A 17,934-nucleotide genomic window follows, 5' to 3' on the forward strand; every position below is an offset into this window, starting at 1 on the left:
CGAATTTAACGAAGCGATGCCGAGCGTTGCGATATGGTCGAATCAGCCTGATTCGTCACCTTTTGAGCTCCGATCCCGGCGTGGCGAACGCGGCACTCAGTACCGTCACCGCGTTCAGATGGCTCTTGGGCCCTGGCCATTTGGTCGCCGGGGCGGAAATTCGCAACCCCTCGATGCTTCCCGGCTTTCGCTTCCTGTTTGCCGCGATCCTGCTGTCAACCTCCATCCTGGTGTTCGGCCTAGGGGCCGCCGCGCTGCTGCGGGCGAGCCATGAGCAGTATGTCAGCAGCCCCTCCTGGCGAAACGGCCCGCAGGAGAAGGTGTTTGCGCAGGCGCCAGAGCCGGCTCAGCCCGTGCTCGCGGTCTTACAGGCGGAGCCGGAGATCACCGCCGATCCCGCACCCTCGGTGCGCGACCAGGTGCCGACGATCGGGCTGCCGGTGAGTGAGCCCGAGCCGCTGGTCGCAGCAACGAGCGAGACCGACGTTCAGCCGGAGGTCACTGAAGCCGCGCCCCAGGCCCAGGCTCCGACCGCCGAACCCCTCACGGCCGAGACCACGCCGGACGCCGCAGCGCCGGCTCCCACCGACACGCTCACCCCTGCCGACACCACGGCATCGGTCCCCGAGACGCAGCCGGCCGCTGCCGTAACAGTCAGCGAGCCGCCGGCTGATTCCAGTGTTGCCTTTGATTCCAGTGTTGCCCTGACCTCCTCGGCGCTCGCTGTCGCCGCGACCAAGAGGGCCGCGGTAGACGCCCCGGCGACGACGGCGATGAAGGATGCCCCGGCGAAGCCCAAGGCCGAGGGCAACAAGACGGGGAGCAGCGCCTCCGACAGCAAGGCGACCAAGCGCAAGGCGAAGGTCACGAAGCGGCACCGCGTGGTGCGGCGCCCGCCGCCTCAGCAGTTGCAGCAACAGCTCGATCCGTTCGGACAGCGGCAGACGCTCGCAACAACGGTCACACGCACCCGCCAGTAAGGTCACGCCGGCCCGGTCGCGATCGGCGGGCCGCCGGCCTGGCCCCATTCCGACCACGAGCCGTCATAGAGCGCGGTGTCGGTGATTCCCAAGCGATAGAGCGCGAGCGTCAGCACGCCTGCCGAGACGCCGGAGCCGCAGCTCGTCACGATCGGCGCATCCAACTTGACGCCGGCGGCGGTGAAGGCGGCGCGGAGCTCGTCAAGCGGCTTCATGGTGCCTGTTTCCGCATCGAACAACAGATTATAGGGCACGTTGCGGGCGCCGGGAATGTGGCCGGAGCGGATGCCCGGCCGCGGCTCCGGCGCGCGGCCCTCGAAGCGGTCGGCGGCGCGCGCGTCGATCACCTGCTCGGCCCGGCTTTCGACATTGGCGATCAGCTGCTGCATGCTGCGCACGCGCTTTGCATCATAGCTCGCCTTGAATGTCGCCGGCTTCGGCTTCACCTCGCCGCTCTCGACCGGACGGCCCTCAGCGCGCCACTTCTTCAGGCCGCCATTGAGGATGCGCACATTGCTGTGGCCGTAAGACAGGAACATCCACCACGCGCGCGGCGCCGCGACCCAGCCGCCGGCATCGTAGATCACCACCGTATCGGCATTGGAGATGCCGAGATTGCCGACGTCGCGGCCGAACTGCTCGGCGCTCGGAAACATGTGCGGCAACGGGTTCGAATGATCCGACACCGCATCGACGTCGAAGAACACAGCGCCCGGCAGATGCGCGGCGAGATAGTCGTCCTTCGGCAGCGGCAGCACGCCGGGCAGCTTGAAGCTGGCGTCGAGGACCTTGACGTTGGTATCGTCGATGTGGGCGGCGAGCCATTCGGTGGAGACGAGGGGGTCGGTGGCGGTCATGCGAGGTCCTTCCTTGTGGTCATTCGGGCGCGCGTCGCGCGAGCGAGGACGATGCAGCGTCTCCGCTGTCATCGCCCGGCTTGCCGCCTTCGCCAAGGCTTCGGCGGGTCGAGCACTCCTATGGGCCTCGGCGTAGCCTTGGCGGAGCCGGGGCCGGGCGATTCAGTACTCCGAGACGGGTGTGATTCAACCGATAGGCCGCAGCGTACTGGAATCCCCGCCTGCGCGGGGAATGACGAGGCCCTCATCCCTTCTTCTTCGGCACCCATTGCTCGGTCGGCCCACCGGCATCGCGCCAGGCGGCGTAGCCGCCGGCGATGTGGGCGACGGGCTTGAGGCCCATGTCCTGCGCCGTCTTGGCGGCGAGCGCGGAGCGCAAGCCGCCGGCGCAATGGAAGACGAACTTCTTGTCCTCCTGGAAGATCGGTTTTGCGTACGGGCTCTGCGGATCGATCCAGAACTCGAGCATGCCGCGGGTGCAGGCGAACGCGCCGGGAATGCGGCCGTCGCGCTCGATCTCGCGGGGATCGCGGATGTCGACGATGACGACATCGCCGTTCTTGGAGATCTCGATGGCGTCCTTGGCGGAGAGCGTTTCGATCTCGGCATTGGCCTCGTCGATCAGCGCCTTGATGCCGCGGGTGATGGTCTGGGGCATGTTTGTTCCCTTCTTCTCTTCCGTCATTCCGGGGCGATGCGCAGCATCGAACCCGGAATCTCGATCGTCACACGCCATCTCGAGATTCCGGATCGGCCGCGCTGCGGCCGTCCGGAATGACGGTGGATCGCATCAGTGCGTCAATTCCTTCATCGCACCTTCCAGCCCCTCGATCGTGATCGGATACATGCGATTGGCAAAGATGCGTTTGATGATGGTGGTCGATTCTGAATAGTCCCAATGCTTCTGCTGCACCGGGTTGAGCCACACCGCATGCGGATAGGTGCGGATGATGCGGTCGAGCCAGACCGAGCCGGGCTCCTCGTTGACGTGCTCGACCGAGCCGCCCGGCACCATGATCTCGTAAGGCGACATCGAGGCGTCGCCGACGAACACGACCTTGTAGTCGTGAGGATATTTGTGCAGCACGTCCCAGGTCGGGGTGCGGTCGGTGAAGCGGCGCTTGTTCTGCTTCCACACGCCTTCGTAGAGGCAGTTGTGGAAATAGAAATATTCCATGTGCTTGAACTCGCTCTTCGCCGCCGAGAACAGCTCCTCGACCTGCTCGATATGCGCATCCATCGAGCCGCCGATGTCGAAGAACACTAAAAGCTTCACCGCATTGCGCCGCTCGGGCCGCATGTGGACGTCGAGATAGCCGTGATTGGCGGTCTCGCGGATCGTGGTGTCGAGATCGAGCTCGTCCGGCGCGCCGGTACGCGCGAATTTGCGCAGGCGGCGCAGCGCCACCTTGATATTGCGAATGCCGAGGTCGACATTGCCGTCGAGATCCTTGAACTCGCGCCTGTCCCACACCTTCACGGCACGGTTGTTGCGGTTCTTCTCCTGGCCGATGCGCACGCCTTCGGGATTGTAGCCGTGGGCGCCGAACGGCGAAGTGCCTGCGGTGCCGATCCACTTGCTGCCGCCCTGGTGCCGTCCCTTCTGCTCCTCGAGGCGCTTCTTCAGCGTCTCCATGAGCTTGTCCCAGCCCATGGCCTCGATCTGCTTCTTCTCTTCCTCGGTGAGATACTTCTCGGCGAGCTTCTTCAGCCACTCCTCGGGGATCTCCGCCTTCTCCATGGCGTCGAGCAGGTTTTCCAGCCCCTTGAACACGGTGCCGAAGACGCGGTCGAACTTGTCGAGATTGCGCTCGTCCTTCACCAGGGAGGCGCGCGACAGATAGTAGAAGTTCTCGACCGTGTAGTCCGCGAGGTCAGCGTCGAGCGCCTCGATCAACGTGAGGTATTCGCGCAGCGTCACAGGGACCTGCGCGTCGCGCAGAGAGGTGAAGAATTGCAGGAACATGGGTGACAGATTGCCCGTCGGGTGCCGAACGTCAAGAGGGCGGAGAACGCCGCGGGGCGCTGGACCGGGTGGCTTTTTGCTCTAGAATTGGCGGCCATAGGGGGACGTTTGCAATGGGAATTGTCGCCGCGCTCATCATCGGCGCGATCGCAGGCTGGCTGGCGGGCAAGATTGTCCACGGGGCGGGATTTGGGTTGATCGGCAACATGGTCGTGGGCATCATCGGCGCGCTGGTCGCGAGCTGGGTGCTGCCGCAGCTGCATATTGCGCTCGCCACCGGCACGGTCGGCGCTATCGTGGACGCGACGATCGGGGCGGTGATTGTGCTCGTCATCCTTTCGCTGATAAAACGGGTCTGAAAGCCTGACCGAACCAGGAACGGCCGCTATGTGCGGCCGTTCGTTTGTCGCGGCCGGGGCCGACGCCCCTCGCTGACAGCTACCTAAGGACACGCAATGAAATTTACCGGCACCAAGGACTATGTTGCGACCGACGACCTCAAGGTCGCCGTCAATGCCTCGATCGTGCTGGAGCGCCCGCTGCTCATCAAGGGCGAGCCCGGCACGGGCAAGACGGTGCTGGCGGAGGAAGTGGCGAAGGCGCTGAACGCGCCGCTGCTGACCTGGCACATCAAGTCCACCACCAAGGCGCAGCAGGGCCTCTACGAATACGACGCGGTGTCGCGCCTGCGCGACAGCCAGCTCGGCGATACCAGGGTGTCCGACATCAGGAACTACATCAAGCGCGGCAAGCTGTGGGAGGCCTTCACGAGCGAGCAGCGCCCGGTGCTGCTGATCGACGAGATCGACAAGGCCGATATCGAATTCCCCAACGACCTGCTGCTCGAGCTCGACCGCATGGAATTCCATGTCTACGAGACCGGCGAGACCATCAAGGCCAAGCAGCGCCCGATCATGATGATCACCTCCAACAACGAGAAGGAGCTGCCCGACGCCTTCCTGCGCCGCTGCTTCTTCCACTACATCAAATTCCCCGACGCCGACACGATGGGCCGCATCGTCGACGTCCACTTCCCCGGCATCAAGAAACGCCTGGTCGAAGAGGCGCTGCGCATCTTCTTCGAGGTGCGCGAGGTGCCCGGCTTGAAGAAGAAGCCATCGACGTCCGAACTGCTCGACTGGCTCAAGCTCTTGCTCAACGAGGACATGAGCGCCGAGCAGCTGCGCGAGCGCGACCCGCGCAAACTGATCCCGCCGCTGCACGGCGCGCTGCTCAAGAACGAGCAGGACGTGCACCTGTTCGAGCGGCTGGCGTTCCTGAGCCGGCGGGAAGTGTAGAGGTCTCGTGTCCCGGACGCGCCGCAACGCGCAATCGTTGCTGCGCAGAGCCGGGACCCAGAAGGCGATCCGGATTGCTCGGAGACATGGGCACCGGCTCTGCAGCGCATCGCTGAAGAAGCGCTAGCTTCGTCCGGGGCACGAGAGTACGGCATGACGCACCACTGCCTCCCCATCGTCATTGCGAGCGCAGCGAAGCAATCCAGAATCTTTCCGCTGAGGCAGTCTGGATTGCTTCGCTGCGCTCGCAATGACGGAGCAAGGGGCATCGGCGTCGTTCTCCAATTCGCATTTGCGTTGCAGACACACGTCCGCATCCTCGCGGCGCATTTCGCCCGAGCTTTGCTTCGTCGCTCCACCCTCAAAACGGCCGAGGGCGCAGGGAAGGCCGCATAGGCGTTAAGTTTATTCTTGAGTGTTGGAATCACACGTGATTCCTAGCCGGGATGGCAGACGAATCGCTTCTGAACGAGGACTGGACGAGAGTGCTTACGCAACTCGGCGGGGCTGCGCAGCTTGAGATAAGTGCGCGCCAGACGAAGGCTTTCGTGCGGCGGCGCCAAATTCCAGATGCGGTGTCGTTACTTCGGCTGATGCTGGCCTATTGTCTGGGTGAAAGAGGGTTGAGATCGACAGCCGCGTGGGCCGCTTCTGTTGGCCTTGCCGACCTCAGTAGCGTGGCGTTGTTCTATCGCCTGCGTCAATGTGGCGATTGGTTTGCAGTGCTGGTGGAGGGCTTGCTCGCTGCGGCAGCCCCGAAGGCGAGCCGAGGCCGCCTGATCCGCATTATCGATGCGACGACAGTGCCTCAGGCAGGACCGGCTGCGCGCAGGAACAGTGAGCTTTGGCGCGTTCATAGTGCATTCGATCTGCCATATGAGCGCTTTGGTCACTTCGAGCTGACAGATCAGCAAGAGGGCGAAACGTTTGACCGGATACCGGTGGTCAAGAACGAGATCCGCATTGCTGACCGCGCTTATCTGCAACCCGACCGCATCGCCGCTGTCCGCGACGCCGGGGCAGACGTTTTGATCCGAGCGGGCTGGAAGAACGCACGTTGGCTTGATGCCAAAGGCCTTCCGTTCGATCTGATGGCCCAATTGCGTGCGGCGAAGGCGCACGGACTGATCGATCGGAGGATTTGGATCAAACGCAAGGACGGTTCAGCAAGGCCGGGCGCTACGGCGACGGCCACGGCCTCTACCTCCAGATCAACGCGAACGGCGCGAAGTCGTGGCTCTTTCGATATCAGCGCGGTTCGAAAGAGACGGCGATGGGCTTAGGCCCAGTGCATACCGTCTCACTAGACGAAGCGCGAGAGGCCGCGCGGCAAAATCGATTGCTCTTGAAGAGGGGCATCGATCCGCTGCTCGCGAGCCGCGCGGAGCGCAGCGCTAACGCGGCCACCCAAGCTGGCCAGAAGACGTTCCAGCAGGTTCTCACTGAATATTATGAGGATCAGAAGGGCGCGTGGAAGAGCGACAGGGAGCGGAAGTACTTTCTAAAAACAATGCAACGATACGTCACGCCCATTTTGGGCAGGTTGCTTGACCGCTGAACTCGATAGCGACTTTGTCGAGGAGGTCGTTGACCGCAAGCGACTGCCGGCCGCCGACCGCCGAAACCGGGACGCGATCGGCAAGCTGGCCCGCAAACTTCTCCAGACTGAATGGGCGGAGCTGACCAGGCCGAAAAAATAAAAAGCGACTGCGTCGCCATCTCGATCCTAGATCGGCGCTATCCTTCGGATTATGCGCAATCACCGGAATTCGAACATGATCCACGACCGCTTCCGGCGCAACGGAGGCGCCGTTTTCATCCGCACAGCCGCGAGAGTGATCAAAGCTGTCGCCAATGATGACTTTGCAAACCGCAACGCAAAGGCGGCGGGAGATATAGACGTGTCGTTGTTGCTGAAGGCAGCGACATCTCCAGCGACTACATCATCGAGTAACTGGGCTGGCTCACTCGCGAGTTCGGCCGTCGCGGACTTCATCGGCTCATTGGGGCCGATCTCCGCTGCCGCGAGATTGATCGCTGCAGGTGTAACGGCCTCACTCGACGGCGTCGCAACGTCGGAGATACCGCGACGCCAAGGCGGAAAGTGCCTTCGGGGCAATACCCAAGATCACCGCGAGCGTCGAAGCTACCGTCCACATGGACACGACCGCGCTCCCGTTGAGCTCCGTGGGCACGCCGTCCTCTGTGGCCGCGCCGATTCAAAATGCGTTCCAAAGCGATTTGATCTTGTTGAGGTGCATTTTGGACTGTGCGTGGGCAATGAGGGCTGAGGGTCGGGTCGCGTTCGTCGAGGGCGCACATTGGGGCACAGCGCCATGAACAACTACTATGGGCGTTCCATTGACATTCTTGCCCGCGCTCACGCGACCTTAGATCGCTTGGCGAATATTGACGCCGACATTGCCGAGCGAGCGCGCCGCGAGGCGCTTGGGCTAATCCCGGAGTACACTCCGCCTCCTCCGCCGGAGCCGACACCATCCGAAGAGGAGATTGATGGCGAGCGTCCAATGACGCTCGCGCAATTCGAAGCCGTGATGCTCGAATTGATGGTGCACTTACGTGGCGAGATAAACGCAGTGCGCGAAGAAGTTATGGCTCTCAAGCGGCGACGCAGGCGCAAAGACAAGAGCAAGGACCAACAGAATGACCCATCGCAATCAGAACCACGATGAAATCGTCGCTTCGCAAATGCGCGCCATATCTGAAGCCGTTATGAAGGCCCGCGACTTTAATCCCCTGCGCACCGCCTCTGGCCTTTGTATCGTCGCGGTCACGCTCGCTGGTTCGCGGTCGCCAGCGAGCAGATCGATGCGTTGAACCTCAAGCCTTGGCAGTCGCCACCATCGCACATTGACGATCCTGAGGAGGTCCTTGCGTTGGGCACATCGCATCCCGACCGCAAGGCGGCGCTGCTCCTACAGCGAATGCTCGCGGCGGGCGTTTCGAGGTATGCGCCTGATCCGCTGCTCGCGATTGAGAAGGCAAAGCTTGGAAAAGCGCGACGATAAGAAGCAGGAGCAACAGCGCGTCAAGTCGGGAGACCGGGAGCGCGGCCCCGATCTCACGCGCCTACCGCCGGAGGAATGGTCGCCTTGGCCGATTTTCCCACAGCCCCCGACGATAGGATTGTGAATACAGCTTCGCGAGCTGAACCGAATCATGGACCATTAGCAATCACGGCGGGTACCGATGCGAGTTCGATGGAGACAGACTGGAGTATGACTCAACTATGAAGTTGCTGAAGACCTTCAGCATGTTCCGCTGAGAGAAGCGCAACGCACAGAAGCGTTAAAGCGTCAGGAGGTCCCGTTGACCGTAGCAGACGACATACTCAACGAGGTTCGACGCAGAGGCGGCCATACGGAGGAGGATTTGGCCGCGCTGATCTTCGGGCAGAGGAACGCTTACCAGCAGCGTGTCAATTCGACGTGCCGCCGGTTAGTCGCCGAAGGGAAGATCGTTCGCAAGGGTGAAGGGGGTAGGAACGATCCGTTCAGATACTACCTCCCGCCGCTTCCGAGACGAGTGTGAAGCGGTTGTTTTTTTCGCTCCGTCCGGGTGCCGCGGCGGGGGTTTTTACCTGATCACTGGAAAAACATCAGCGATTTCAATTAGGGTAGCGGACGCGTCCACCGCAACCCGGCCCGCGTTTCGAACGACAGGCGAGACGCCCCTCATCATCGGGCCGGGCTGTCTCGATCTATGCCGCAATTCCGAATTTCGGTAAAGTGGAATATTTTCGCGGGAAGGGATTGACAGCGCCCGGGTGTTTTGCCCGACGTATCGAGTTGCAACGCACACGTGTCCCGGACGCGCTGCAGCGTGCAACGCTGCTGCGCAGAGACAGGACCCAGGAGCCGCGTTGAGATCGGTGGTGAGATGGGCCCCGGGCTCTGCAGCGCACCGCTCCCGCACGATGCTTCGCATCGCCTAGAGAGCGCTGCGTCGGGGCTCGGGACCTTCCTACGCCACCGCCGCCTCCGGTATCCGCGCGGCTTCCATCGGCTGCTTGCCGCGGATCAGGTCCGAGGCGCGGTCGGCGATCATCATGGTGGAGGCGTTGAGGTTCGCCGAGATCATGCGCGGCATGACCGAGGCATCGATGACGCGCAGGCCTTCGAGGCCGTGGACGCGGAGCTGGTCATCGACGACCGCCCAGGTGGAATCCGCCGGACCCATGCGGCAAGTGCAGCCGGGGTGGAAGGTGGTGGTGCCGCGCTGGGTGGCGGCGTGCAAAAATTCCTCATCGGTGTTGACGTTGGGGCCGGGGAAATCTTCGTAGGCGTAATAAGGCGACAGCGGTGCGGACTTGAGAAGTCTGCGTGCGAGCTTCATGCCGGCGACGATGACGCGGCGGTCGAGCTCGGCGTCAAGATAATTGGTCTGGATGATCGGCGGCGCGAACGGATCGCTGGAGCGGATGCGCACATAGCCGCGGCTTTCCGGGCGCTGCTGCCAGGAGGCGACCGTCATGCCGGGCTCGTCCTCGAGCTGGCCCTGCACGCCTTCTTTGTAGGAGGCCGGCGTGAAGGTAAGCTGGAGATCGGAGCTCTCTGCGGTCTCTCCGGAATGCCAGAAGCAATAGACCATGGTCGGCGACAGCGAGAGCAGGCCGCGGCGTGCCGTCGCCCATTTCGCTGCTTCGACCCAGAGCCGCCAACCGCGGCGAAGCTCGTTGATGGTCTTGATGTCCTTGACGCGCGCGACCGTGCGCGGGGCGTAATGGTCCTGGAGGCCCTCGCCGACGGGGAGCGCGTGGCGCACTTTGATGCCGTGGGCCTGCAACAGATCGGGCGAGCCGATGCCGGAGAGCTGCAGCAGCTGCGGCGAATTATAGGCGCCGCCCGAGAGGATCACTTCCTTGTTGGCGCGCACCTCGACAGGCGTGCCGCCACGGCCGCCCTTCATGTAGCGCACGCCGACGGCGCGCTTGCCCTCGAAGATGATCTCGGTCGCGTGCGCATGGGTGTGCACATGCACGTTGGGGCGCTTCATCGCGGGCTTGAGGAATGCGGTGGCGCCGGAGACGCGCAGGCCGTTGTTGATGGTGCGCTGGCAGTAGGAGACGCCTTCCTGAGTCTTGCCGTTGTAATCGGGGTTGCGGGGGATACCGAGCGAGACCGCGCCTTCCATGAAGGCCTCGCAGAGCGGATCGCGCCAGTTCATGGTCGTGACGATGAGGTTGCCGTCGCGGCCGCGATAGGTGTCCTCGCCCTCGCCGATCCGCTTCTCCAGCCGCCGGAAATAAGGCAGCACGTCGGCATAGCCCCAGCCGCGATTGCCCATCTGCGCCCAGGTGTCGAAATCCATGCGCTGGCCGCGATTGTAGATGTGGCCGTTGATCGAGGACGAGCCGCCGAGCGTCTTGCCGCGCGGCGCGTAGATGCTGCGCCCGCCGGTCCAAGGCCCCGGCTCCTGCTGGTAGGCCCAGTTGATGCTCTTCATGTGGAAGGTCTTGATGAAGCCCGCCGGCAAATGGATGTAGGGATGCCAGTCGGAAGGACCTGCCTCCAGCACGCAGACGCTTGTGTTGGGATCCTCGCTCAACCGGCTGGTGAGCACGCAACCGGCGGAACCCGCGCCGACGATTACATAATCAAATCTGTCCATGGTGCCTCAGCCGCCCTAGGTGTCGTGAAATTGAGTGAAGTGCAGCGGCGCTCGCGATCACCTCTCCCCGGAGGGGAGAGGTGATCGAGCGCACCGCAAAACCAGTGTACATCATAACTAGCGCGGCTTGTCGTTGAGTTGAAATTCGAGATGCGCCTGTACGGTCGGCCATTCGGCCGCGGTGATGCTGTAGACCACGGTGTCGCGCAAGCTGCCGTTCGGCGCGACCTGATGGCTGCGCAGGATGCCGTCCTGCTTGGCCCCCAGGCGCTCGATGGCACGGCGGCTCTGGTGGTTGAAGAAATGCGTGCGGAACTCGACGGCGATGCAGTTCAGGGTTTCGAAGGCGTGCCGCAGCAGCAGGAGCTTGCATTGCGTGTTGAGCGGGCCGCGCTGCGCGCTCTTGCCATACCAGGTCGAGCCGATCTCGACGCGCCGGTTGGCGGCGTCGATGTTCATGTAGGTCGTCATCCCGACGATCCTGCCGGCGGCGTCGAACACCGTGAACGGCAGCATCGAGCCCGCGGCCTGTAGCCCCAAGCGGCGGTCGATCTCCTTGCCCATGTTCTCCGGCAGCGGGATCGCGGTGTACCAGAGCTTCGACAGCTCGCCGTCCTTGACGGCCTCGGCCAGCCCCTCGAGATGCTGATGCGACAGCGGCTCGAGACGGGCGTGCTGTCCACGCAGGGTGATGGGGTCGGGCCAGGGCATGGAAGTCTCTCCTTACGTCATTGCCAGCGAAGCGAAGCAATCCGGACTGCCAACCCCTCATCCTGAGGAGCGCGGAACGCGCGTCTCGAAGGATGAAGGCGCGGCTGGTGGCCTCGCCCTTCGAGACGCGCGCTAAGGGCGCGCTCCTCAGGGTGAGGGTCAGGCAGGTGCTTTGCCTTGCTCTCGAAGACGGTAACTAGCACTGCTCATTTGTTTAGGAAATTGAGCGGCAAACCGCCGCGCGGCCAGTCCATGGCGATCAGTTCGCCCTTGCCCGATAGGGTGATGTAGGCGGTCTTCAGCTCGGGGCCGCCGAAGGCGATGTTGGTGGTGACGCGATCGCCGGTCGGCACCTGCTCGACCAGGGTGCCGTCGGGCGCGATCACCGAGATGCAGCCGGAGACGAGGGTGGCGACGCAGACATTGCCATTGGCTTCCACCGCGAGCGAGTCGAACATCTGGTAGCCGCCGAGGCCGCAGATCGGCTTGCCCCGTTCGCCGCGATAGATCACCTCGCGCGGCTTGAGCGTGCCCGGCGCCGAGAGCTCATAGGCCCAGAGCCGGCCCGTCGGGGTCTCCGCGATGTAGACGGTGTTCTCGTCCGGCGACAGCCCGATGCCGTTCGCCGGCAACACGCCGTGCACGACTTCCACGATCTCCTTCATCCCGGGCTTGAGGTAATACATGCCGCCGACATCCATTTCGCGCGCGCGGCGCTTGCCGAGATCGGAGAACCACAGGCCGCCCTGCTTGTCGAACACCAGATCATTGGGCCCGCGCAGATCGTGCTCGCCGCATTTGGTCACGACGGTCTCGACCTTGCCGGATTGCAGATCGACGCGCTGGATCGAGCCGCCGAGATAGTCGTCGGGCTGCGGGCCCGGCATGATCATGTTGCGGGTTGGGATCCAGGAGAAGCCGCCATTGTTGCAGATGTAGATCTTGCCGTCGGGACCCAGCGCAGCACCATTCGGGCCGCCCGGCACCTTCGCGACGATCTCCTTGCGGCCATCGGCATGAACGCGGGTCAGGCGCTGGCCGCGGATCTCCACCAGGACGACCGAACCATCCGGCATCACGACCGGCCCTTCTGGAAATTCGAGGTCGGTGGCGAGAACGCGGACGTTGGACATGTTGGGACCCTCCCGGCTGCTTGTTATGACTTGCACGGGATGTCCGGCACGGGCCCCACACGCAAGATTTGCCGGCGGTTATGACAAAGTCACCGGCGCTTGCCAAGCAAGCCGGATGGTATGCCAGCGTTGCGGAAGCCCCTACTCGCTGACCGGCCGCCATTTCCGGTTGCTGGATCGAACTTTTCGTCATAGCGCTCGAAGCTCGGTGCGTCCGCGGCTTTAAGACCGGAGGCCGGCAGCCATTGATTCCAGATCGTGTTGACCGTACGCCGGATCGAGGCGACGTGATCGGTGTGGGTGAAGACCGCGTAGCGCTGCTCGGGGATGCGGATGCGGCCGAAGCGACGTGGCAGGTCCGAGAAATCAGCGACCTCGACGCCGGCGATGTAGTCGAAATTGCCGGAATCATCGCCGTTGCAGCAAACGCCGTAGGCGACGTTACCGACGCGCGCGGGAATGTCGGCGACCTCCTGGTGAAAGCGGTGCCACAGGCCGGGGATGATGGCGCCATTGTCGCAGGAGATGCGCTCGGCGGGACCGGCGACGAGGAAGGCCTTTGCAGTCTCGAAACGCGGCGGGGCAAGATGGTCGAGCATGGTGGAGTCCATGAGGATCGGCTCCTGAAGCTTGAGGTGGCTGACGCATGTCGCGGCCCGCACTGCTTCGGGCGTAGTGCCGAACTGATCGCGGAACGCGCGGGTGAATGCTTCGTGCGAGCCGTAATCCGCCTCCAGCGCCAGTGACAGGATGTCCGGCGCACCGTTGGCAAGACTGCGCGCAGCTTCCGTCAGCCGTCGCGCGCGCGCGTAACGCATCACCGGCAGTCCGGTGGCTGCGGCAAACGCACGCACGACGTGGAACCGCGACACGCCGGATATCTGCGCGATCTCGTCGAGCGTCATCGGCTCGGCCAGATGGCTCTCGACATACCAGAGCGCGCGCTGGGCTGGGTTCATGGCGATTCAGGCCCTCGTTCGAAACGCGGCGATGGTGCACCGGTCACGCCCGCTTCGCTTGATCGGCGTTGCTGTCCTCGCATGAGGATAGTTCGGGAATGGCCACTGGCAACGCCCTCGCGTTCGTGGCTACACTGCCTGAAACCGCTCACCAGAAAGCACGGAGGAACCGCGTCATGGAAATCACCGATGTGCGGGCGCACCATGTCCGCATCCCCTATGATGCCGGTGTCGCCAGCTTCCGCCAGGGCGCTTCCGCAATCACAGCCCTCGACATGGTGCTGGTCGAGGTCACGACCGATGCCGGGCTGACCGGCTGGGGCGATGCCTTCGCCTATGTCTGCCCTCGCACCACGCGCAGCGCCGTCGAGGAGATGATTGCACCCCAAGCGCGCGGGCTGAAGGTGCCTGATGCGGCCGGCATCCCTGGGGTCATGGAGCAGATCCAGCGCAATCTGCATCTGTTCGGCCGCTACGGCATCACCATGTTCGCGATCTCCGGGCTCGATATCGCGCTGTGGGACCTTGCCGCCAAGATCGAGGGCGTGCCGGTCCACCGCCTGCTCGGCGAGACCAGGCGCACGGCCATCCCGGCCTATGCCAGCCTCTTGCGGATCGGCTCGCCCGAGGCCATCGCTAACGAATGCAGGAAGGCGCTGGCGCTCGGTTATGGCGCCATCAAGCTGCACGAGACCACGCTACCTGCCGTGTTCGCCGCACGCGAGGCGATCGGGCCCACCATTCCGCTGATGGTCGACATGAACTGCCCGCTGACGAGCGAGCAGGCGATTGCGTTCGCGAAGACATGTGCAGACGCAAGACCCATGTTCCTGGAGGAGCCGGTATGGCCGCCGGAGGATTTTGCTGCGCTCGCCGACGTTCGCAGCAAGGGCGGGCTGAATATCGCCGCCGGCGAGAATGCCTGCACGGAATATCAATTCCGCCAGATGATGAATGCGGGCGCGGTGAGCCACGCCCAGCCCTCGGTGATCAAGGTCGGCGGCATCACGGAATTTGTGAAGGTGGCGGCGCTGGCCGATCAGCTCGGCGTCAAGATCGTCCCGCACTCGCCCTATTTCGGTCCGGGCCTGCTCGCGACGCTGCATCTGCTGGCGACGCGCGAGGACGGGCTCGTCGAGATGTTCTATCTGAAACGTGAGGCCTGCCTCTGGGGCGGCCGCGCCGATGTCGATGCGACCGGCCATGTCGCAGTGCCGAGCGGCCCTGGACTTGGCTACGAGCCGGATCGCGGCGTGATGGAGCGTTATCGCGTCGCCTGATCGCCGCCTATTTCGCGGCGTCCTTCGCCGCCGGCGCGTCCTGCTTCTTCTTCAGATCGTCGGCGGTCTTGGCTTGCGCAGCCTGGAGATCGGCGAGCGTCTTCTGCAAGCCGGCGAGGCTCGTCTTCAACGCGTCGATCTGGCGATTGGCCGCATCCAGCCTCTGCTGATGATCGAGGCTGAGCTTGGTGATGGTCTTCTGAAGGAAATCGACATTGCTCTGGAGGCAGCTCGTGCGCCGTTCCATGGTCTTCTCGACCGTGCAGATCTCGATGCCGGGCACGTCCTGCGCGTGCAGCGGCAGCGGCGCCAGCGTGGCGAGCAGCAACATTGCGAAACAAACGCCGGCGCTTCGGAGCAGCATGAAGGTTCCTCGTCAAATCGATCACGGCAATGTGCGCCGTTTGCGCGCAGTCGCGTGAGGCTACCACACTCGTACCGCATTCTCGCGTTGAGCTTGCGCCCGTTCCCTCGGACGGGGAACGATGATCGGCACGCGGAAAGAAGTGGGCGTTCTTTCCGCGGCTTTGTTTAGGGGAGATTTTTGGAATGGCAACGCGCGATAGACGTCTGGCGGAATTCGACGGCGCCGGAGAACCACCAGCTGGCCTGCCACTCGAGGTGCTGTGCGAGGACCACAGCGGAACGTATCAGCTGCCGTTCGCCTGCCGCTATGTGGAGGGACGCTGGCAGAACCACGAGGCCGGCATCGCGGTCGAAGCAACCGTCATCGGCTGGCGCCTGCCCCGCATGAAGCAGCGCGGGGCGGCCTGACGGCGATCCCTGTTTCAAAATGCGACGGGGCCGCGCTTCGCCTTAACCTTCGGAACGCGGCCCGAACGAATCACGTCCGAATCGGCCGCATGGCCCCGTACGCACCTGTTCACGGCTAGATGTCGCGAGCCGGCCGGTTCGCGCGCACAAGATCTGCGCAGGGCAGGATTGGGTTTGGGCCGGGTAGTGGCGGCAGAAGTTAACCGCGTCAGGGACATGGTGGGGGCAAGCCGCGTGCCTGCCGGGCGACGGTCCCCAGCCGCCGAAACAGGCAAGACAGCGCGAGACCTGCCTAATATTCGACCTCGAGCTCCTCGATCTCGGCCGGCTCTTCCCGCGCCGCCGCGATCCATTCCTGCATCTCCGGCATGGCCATGATGGTGTCGGCATAGGCCTTCAGCGGCGCCGCGAGCTTGACGTCATACGTCATGAAGCGCGTCACCACAGGGGCGTACATCGCATCGGCCATGGTGCGCCGCTCGCCGAACAGGAAGGGGCCGCCCGATGTCTCCAGGCAGTCGCGCCAGATGAAGCAGACGCGGTCGACGTCGGCCTGTGCGCGCGACCAGATCTTGAAGCCGGGAAAGTGTCCTTTCAAATTGACCGGCAGCGAGGCACGCAGCGTGGCGAACCCGGAATGGATTTCGCCTGAGATCGAGCGGCAATGCGCGCGCTGGATGCGGTCGGCCGGCAACAGCCCGGCGTCCGGCATCACCTCGTTGAGGTATTCGGCGATCGCCAGCGTATCCCAGACCACGGCGCCCTCGTGCCGCAGGCACGGCACCAGGATCGACGACGACAGCAGCAGGATTTCAGCGCGCGCGGACGGATCGTCCGGCGCGGTGACGATTTCCTCGAAATCGAGCCCGGAAAATTTCGCCAGTAGCCAGCCACGCAGCGACCAGGACGAGTAGTTCTTGCTGCTGATGGTCAGTGTCGCCTTCGCCATTTGGCCTTCCCTACGCCTGATCTCCGACACCCGCCCGGCCCGCGGGCGTGCCCATGAGCTGGGCCTCCTTCAAAATGAAGAGCAAGCGATGTGCCAGTTTTGCGGGCGGTCCAGCTCCCGCTTGGCTTCGATATTGCATAATGGCACGGGTCAGGTGGGCGATTCAGTATGATGTCGATGTATTATCAAGCCTTCCAGAACCATATGGACCTGACCGCGCCATGGCGGGCGGGGGCTTCGTCGGCGCTCAAATTCCTCAACCTGGTGCCGCAGGGCGCGTCGGATCAGGTGGTCGGCCGGCTCTCGGCGGCGCTCGAGCTGATCTCACGCTCCACCCTCACCTATGATCGGCCGGCCTACGGCATCGACAGCGTGATGGTGGGCAATCGGGAAATTCCCGTCACCGAGGAGATCGCCTGCGCGACGCCGTTCGGCTCGCTGCTCCACTTTCGCAAGGACGGCGTGGGCGAGCAGCCGCGCATGCTGCTGGTGGCGCCGATGTCGGGCCACTTCGCGACATTGCTGCGCGGCACCGTGAAGACGCTGCTCCAGGACCACGACGTCTACATCACGGACTGGCACAATCCGCGCGACATTCCGCGCAGCAAGGGCCGCTTCGGGCTCGACGACTATACCGAGCATCTCATCGAATTCCTCGGCCAGCTCGGCCCGCGCCCCCACATGGTGGCGATCTGCCAGCCATCGGTCTCGGCGCTCGCAGCCGCCGCGATCATGTGCGAGGACAACCACCCCTCGCGGCCGGCGACGCTGACGCTGATGGCCGGACCGATCGACACCCGCATCCAGCCGACCAGGGTCAACGAATTCGCCAAGAGCAAGCCGATCGAATGGTTCGAGCGCAACCTGATCAATTACGTGCCGGTGCAGTGCCGCGGCGCCTTGCGTAAAGTCTATCCGGGATTCGTACAGCTCACCGCCTTCGTCGCGATGAATCTGGAGCGCCACATCAAGCAGCATCTGGACCTCGCCAACCACATCGCCAAGGGCGAGAAGCAGAAGGCCGCCAGCATCAAGACCTTCTATGATGAATACTTCGCCGTGATGGACCTTCCTGCGGAATTCTACATCGAGACCGTGCGCGACGTGTTCCAAGAGCACCTCTTGCCGCAGGGCCGACTGATGCATCGGGGACGCCCGGTGAACACCAAGGCCATCAGCCGCATGGGGCTGATGACGGTCGAGGGCGAGAAGGACGACATCTGCTCGATCGGCCAGACGCTCGCCGCGCAGGAGCTCTGCACCGGCGTACGCGCCTATCGCCGCGTCCATCACATGCAGGCCGGCGTCGGCCATTACGGCGTGTTCTCGGGCAAGCGCTGGAACAACGAGATCTATCCGCTGCTGCGGGATTTCGTGCACGTGAATTCGTGAAGGC

General features: G+C 63.7%; 19 protein-coding genes. 10 read left to right on the forward strand and 9 right to left on the reverse strand.

What is annotated here, in order from left to right:
* The first annotated feature begins 173 nt into the window (after nt 1–173).
* Entirely contained in the window at nt 174–980 is an 807-nt protein-coding gene (locus IVA96_RS27605; RefSeq protein WP_247278398.1) for a hypothetical protein, read from the forward strand.
* A gap of 2 nt (nt 981–982) precedes the next feature.
* Here the strand turns inward: IVA96_RS27605 and sseA are convergent, their stop codons facing one another.
* The 3 genes from sseA to IVA96_RS27620 all read right to left on the reverse strand — a co-directional run bounded on the left by sseA (nt 983) and on the right by IVA96_RS27620 (nt 3,803).
* Nucleotides 983–1,837: a 3-mercaptopyruvate sulfurtransferase gene (sseA, locus tag IVA96_RS27610; protein ID WP_247420427.1), complete on the reverse strand. Its 855-nt coding sequence runs from the start codon at nt 1,835–1,837 to the stop codon at nt 983–985.
* A 244-nt stretch (nt 1,838–2,081) separates the two neighbouring features.
* Entirely contained in the window at nt 2,082–2,495 is a 414-nt protein-coding gene (locus IVA96_RS27615) for a rhodanese-like domain-containing protein (RefSeq protein WP_247278396.1), read from the reverse strand.
* 132 nt (nt 2,496–2,627) lie between these two features.
* Nucleotides 2,628–3,803: a VWA domain-containing protein gene (locus IVA96_RS27620; RefSeq protein WP_247420429.1), complete on the reverse strand. Its 1,176-nt coding sequence runs from the start codon at nt 3,801–3,803 to the stop codon at nt 2,628–2,630.
* A 113-nt stretch (nt 3,804–3,916) separates the two neighbouring features.
* On the opposite strand from IVA96_RS27620, the gene IVA96_RS27625 reads away from it, so the two are divergent.
* The 6 genes from IVA96_RS27625 (at nt 3,917) to IVA96_RS27650 (ending at nt 7,794) form a co-directional block, all read left to right on the forward strand.
* Nucleotides 3,917–4,162, forward strand: coding sequence for a GlsB/YeaQ/YmgE family stress response membrane protein (locus IVA96_RS27625; RefSeq protein ID WP_247278394.1), 246 nt, complete (start codon nt 3,917–3,919; stop codon nt 4,160–4,162).
* A gap of 96 nt (nt 4,163–4,258) precedes the next feature.
* Nucleotides 4,259–5,101: a MoxR family ATPase gene (locus tag IVA96_RS27630; protein WP_247278393.1), complete on the forward strand. Its 843-nt coding sequence runs from the start codon at nt 4,259–4,261 to the stop codon at nt 5,099–5,101.
* A gap of 446 nt (nt 5,102–5,547) precedes the next feature.
* Nucleotides 5,548–6,384, forward strand: a complete 837-nt coding sequence (locus tag IVA96_RS27635) for a transposase (RefSeq protein WP_247420431.1) — start codon at nt 5,548–5,550, stop codon at nt 6,382–6,384.
* A gap of 62 nt (nt 6,385–6,446) precedes the next feature.
* Nucleotides 6,447–6,659: a hypothetical protein gene (locus tag IVA96_RS27640; protein WP_247420433.1), complete on the forward strand. Its 213-nt coding sequence runs from the start codon at nt 6,447–6,449 to the stop codon at nt 6,657–6,659.
* Nucleotides 6,649–6,801 (forward strand): hypothetical protein, encoded by a 153-nt coding sequence (locus IVA96_RS27645; protein ID WP_247420435.1) that lies wholly within the window; start codon nt 6,649–6,651, stop codon nt 6,799–6,801. Before IVA96_RS27640 ends, IVA96_RS27645 begins: the two co-directional genes overlap by 11 nt.
* Nucleotides 6,802–7,437: 636 nt before the next feature.
* Nucleotides 7,438–7,794: a hypothetical protein gene (locus IVA96_RS27650; protein WP_247420437.1), complete on the forward strand. Its 357-nt coding sequence runs from the start codon at nt 7,438–7,440 to the stop codon at nt 7,792–7,794.
* Nucleotides 7,795–9,085: 1,291 nt separating this feature from the next.
* Here IVA96_RS27650 and IVA96_RS27655 read toward each other — a convergent pair.
* The 4 genes from IVA96_RS27655 to IVA96_RS27670 all read right to left on the reverse strand — a co-directional run bounded on the left by IVA96_RS27655 (nt 9,086) and on the right by IVA96_RS27670 (nt 13,535).
* Nucleotides 9,086–10,732 carry a GMC family oxidoreductase N-terminal domain-containing protein gene (locus tag IVA96_RS27655; RefSeq protein WP_247278392.1) on the reverse strand — a complete coding sequence of 549 codons (1,647 nt, stop codon included), beginning with the start codon at nt 10,730–10,732 and terminating at the stop codon, nt 9,086–9,088.
* A 117-nt stretch (nt 10,733–10,849) separates the two neighbouring features.
* Nucleotides 10,850–11,443 carry a GNAT family protein gene (locus tag IVA96_RS27660; protein ID WP_247420440.1) on the reverse strand — a complete coding sequence of 198 codons (594 nt, stop codon included), beginning with the start codon at nt 11,441–11,443 and terminating at the stop codon, nt 10,850–10,852.
* 206 nt (nt 11,444–11,649) lie between these two features.
* The gene (locus tag IVA96_RS27665; RefSeq protein ID WP_247420442.1) at nt 11,650–12,576 is read right to left on the reverse strand and encodes an SMP-30/gluconolactonase/LRE family protein; all 927 of its coding nucleotides are present in this window, start codon (nt 12,574–12,576) and stop codon (nt 11,650–11,652) included.
* Nucleotides 12,577–12,665: 89 nt separating this feature from the next.
* Nucleotides 12,666–13,535, reverse strand: a complete 870-nt coding sequence (locus IVA96_RS27670; RefSeq protein WP_247420445.1) for an AraC family transcriptional regulator — start codon at nt 13,533–13,535, stop codon at nt 12,666–12,668.
* Between the two features lie 176 nt (nt 13,536–13,711).
* On the opposite strand from IVA96_RS27670, the gene IVA96_RS27675 reads away from it, so the two are divergent.
* Complete coding sequence (locus tag IVA96_RS27675) at nt 13,712–14,815, forward strand: mandelate racemase/muconate lactonizing enzyme family protein (RefSeq protein ID WP_247420447.1); 1,104 nt, start codon at nt 13,712–13,714, stop codon at nt 14,813–14,815.
* Nucleotides 14,816–14,822: 7 nt separating this feature from the next.
* Here IVA96_RS27675 and IVA96_RS27680 read toward each other — a convergent pair whose 3' ends face one another.
* Nucleotides 14,823–15,179 carry a hypothetical protein gene (locus IVA96_RS27680; RefSeq protein WP_247420449.1) on the reverse strand — a complete coding sequence of 119 codons (357 nt, stop codon included), beginning with the start codon at nt 15,177–15,179 and terminating at the stop codon, nt 14,823–14,825.
* Nucleotides 15,180–15,364: 185 nt separating this feature from the next.
* Here IVA96_RS27680 and IVA96_RS27685 point away from each other — a divergent pair, with 185 nt between their 5' ends.
* On the forward strand, nt 15,365–15,589 hold the full coding sequence (locus IVA96_RS27685) for a hypothetical protein (protein ID WP_247278387.1): 225 nt from the start codon (nt 15,365–15,367) through the stop codon (nt 15,587–15,589).
* 292 nt (nt 15,590–15,881) lie between these two features.
* Here the strand turns inward: IVA96_RS27685 and IVA96_RS27690 are convergent, their stop codons facing one another.
* On the reverse strand, nt 15,882–16,538 hold the full coding sequence (locus IVA96_RS27690; RefSeq protein ID WP_247278386.1) for a glutathione S-transferase family protein: 657 nt from the start codon (nt 16,536–16,538) through the stop codon (nt 15,882–15,884).
* A gap of 168 nt (nt 16,539–16,706) precedes the next feature.
* Here IVA96_RS27690 and phaZ point away from each other — a divergent pair, with 168 nt between their 5' ends.
* The gene (gene phaZ / locus IVA96_RS27695; RefSeq protein WP_247420453.1) at nt 16,707–17,930 is read left to right on the forward strand and encodes a polyhydroxyalkanoate depolymerase; all 1,224 of its coding nucleotides are present in this window, start codon (nt 16,707–16,709) and stop codon (nt 17,928–17,930) included.
* The last annotated feature ends 4 nt before the right edge of the window (nt 17,931–17,934 follow it).

The organism is Bradyrhizobium sp. 159 (assembly GCF_023073795.1).
Lineage (GTDB): Bacteria > Pseudomonadota > Alphaproteobacteria > Rhizobiales > Xanthobacteraceae > Bradyrhizobium.

Excerpts from the sequence above, each read along its gene's own strand:
- IVA96_RS27605 (WP_247278398.1), top strand. The coding sequence starts at position 174 with ATGCTTCCCGGCTTTCGCTTCCTGTTTGCCGCGATCCTGCTGTCAACC.
- sseA (WP_247420427.1), bottom strand. The coding sequence starts at position 1,837 with ATGACCGCCACCGACCCCCTCGTCTCCACCGAATGGCTCGCCGCCCAC.
- IVA96_RS27615 (WP_247278396.1), bottom strand. The coding sequence starts at position 2,495 with ATGCCCCAGACCATCACCCGCGGCATCAAGGCGCTGATCGACGAGGCC.
- IVA96_RS27620 (WP_247420429.1), bottom strand. The coding sequence starts at position 3,803 with ATGTTCCTGCAATTCTTCACCTCTCTGCGCGACGCGCAGGTCCCTGTG.
- IVA96_RS27625 (WP_247278394.1), top strand. The coding sequence starts at position 3,917 with ATGGGAATTGTCGCCGCGCTCATCATCGGCGCGATCGCAGGCTGGCTG.
- IVA96_RS27630 (WP_247278393.1), top strand. The coding sequence starts at position 4,259 with ATGAAATTTACCGGCACCAAGGACTATGTTGCGACCGACGACCTCAAG.
- IVA96_RS27635 (WP_247420431.1), top strand. The coding sequence starts at position 5,548 with ATGGCAGACGAATCGCTTCTGAACGAGGACTGGACGAGAGTGCTTACG.
- IVA96_RS27650 (WP_247420437.1), top strand. The coding sequence starts at position 7,438 with ATGAACAACTACTATGGGCGTTCCATTGACATTCTTGCCCGCGCTCAC.
- IVA96_RS27655 (WP_247278392.1), bottom strand. The coding sequence starts at position 10,732 with ATGGACAGATTTGATTATGTAATCGTCGGCGCGGGTTCCGCCGGTTGC.
- IVA96_RS27660 (WP_247420440.1), bottom strand. The coding sequence starts at position 11,443 with ATGCCCTGGCCCGACCCCATCACCCTGCGTGGACAGCACGCCCGTCTC.
- IVA96_RS27665 (WP_247420442.1), bottom strand. The coding sequence starts at position 12,576 with ATGTCCAACGTCCGCGTTCTCGCCACCGACCTCGAATTTCCAGAAGGG.
- IVA96_RS27670 (WP_247420445.1), bottom strand. The coding sequence starts at position 13,535 with ATGAACCCAGCCCAGCGCGCGCTCTGGTATGTCGAGAGCCATCTGGCC.
- IVA96_RS27675 (WP_247420447.1), top strand. The coding sequence starts at position 13,712 with ATGGAAATCACCGATGTGCGGGCGCACCATGTCCGCATCCCCTATGAT.
- IVA96_RS27680 (WP_247420449.1), bottom strand. The coding sequence starts at position 15,179 with ATGCTGCTCCGAAGCGCCGGCGTTTGTTTCGCAATGTTGCTGCTCGCC.
- IVA96_RS27685 (WP_247278387.1), top strand. The coding sequence starts at position 15,365 with ATGGCAACGCGCGATAGACGTCTGGCGGAATTCGACGGCGCCGGAGAA.
- IVA96_RS27690 (WP_247278386.1), bottom strand. The coding sequence starts at position 16,538 with ATGGCGAAGGCGACACTGACCATCAGCAGCAAGAACTACTCGTCCTGG.
- phaZ (WP_247420453.1), top strand. The coding sequence starts at position 16,707 with ATGATGTCGATGTATTATCAAGCCTTCCAGAACCATATGGACCTGACC.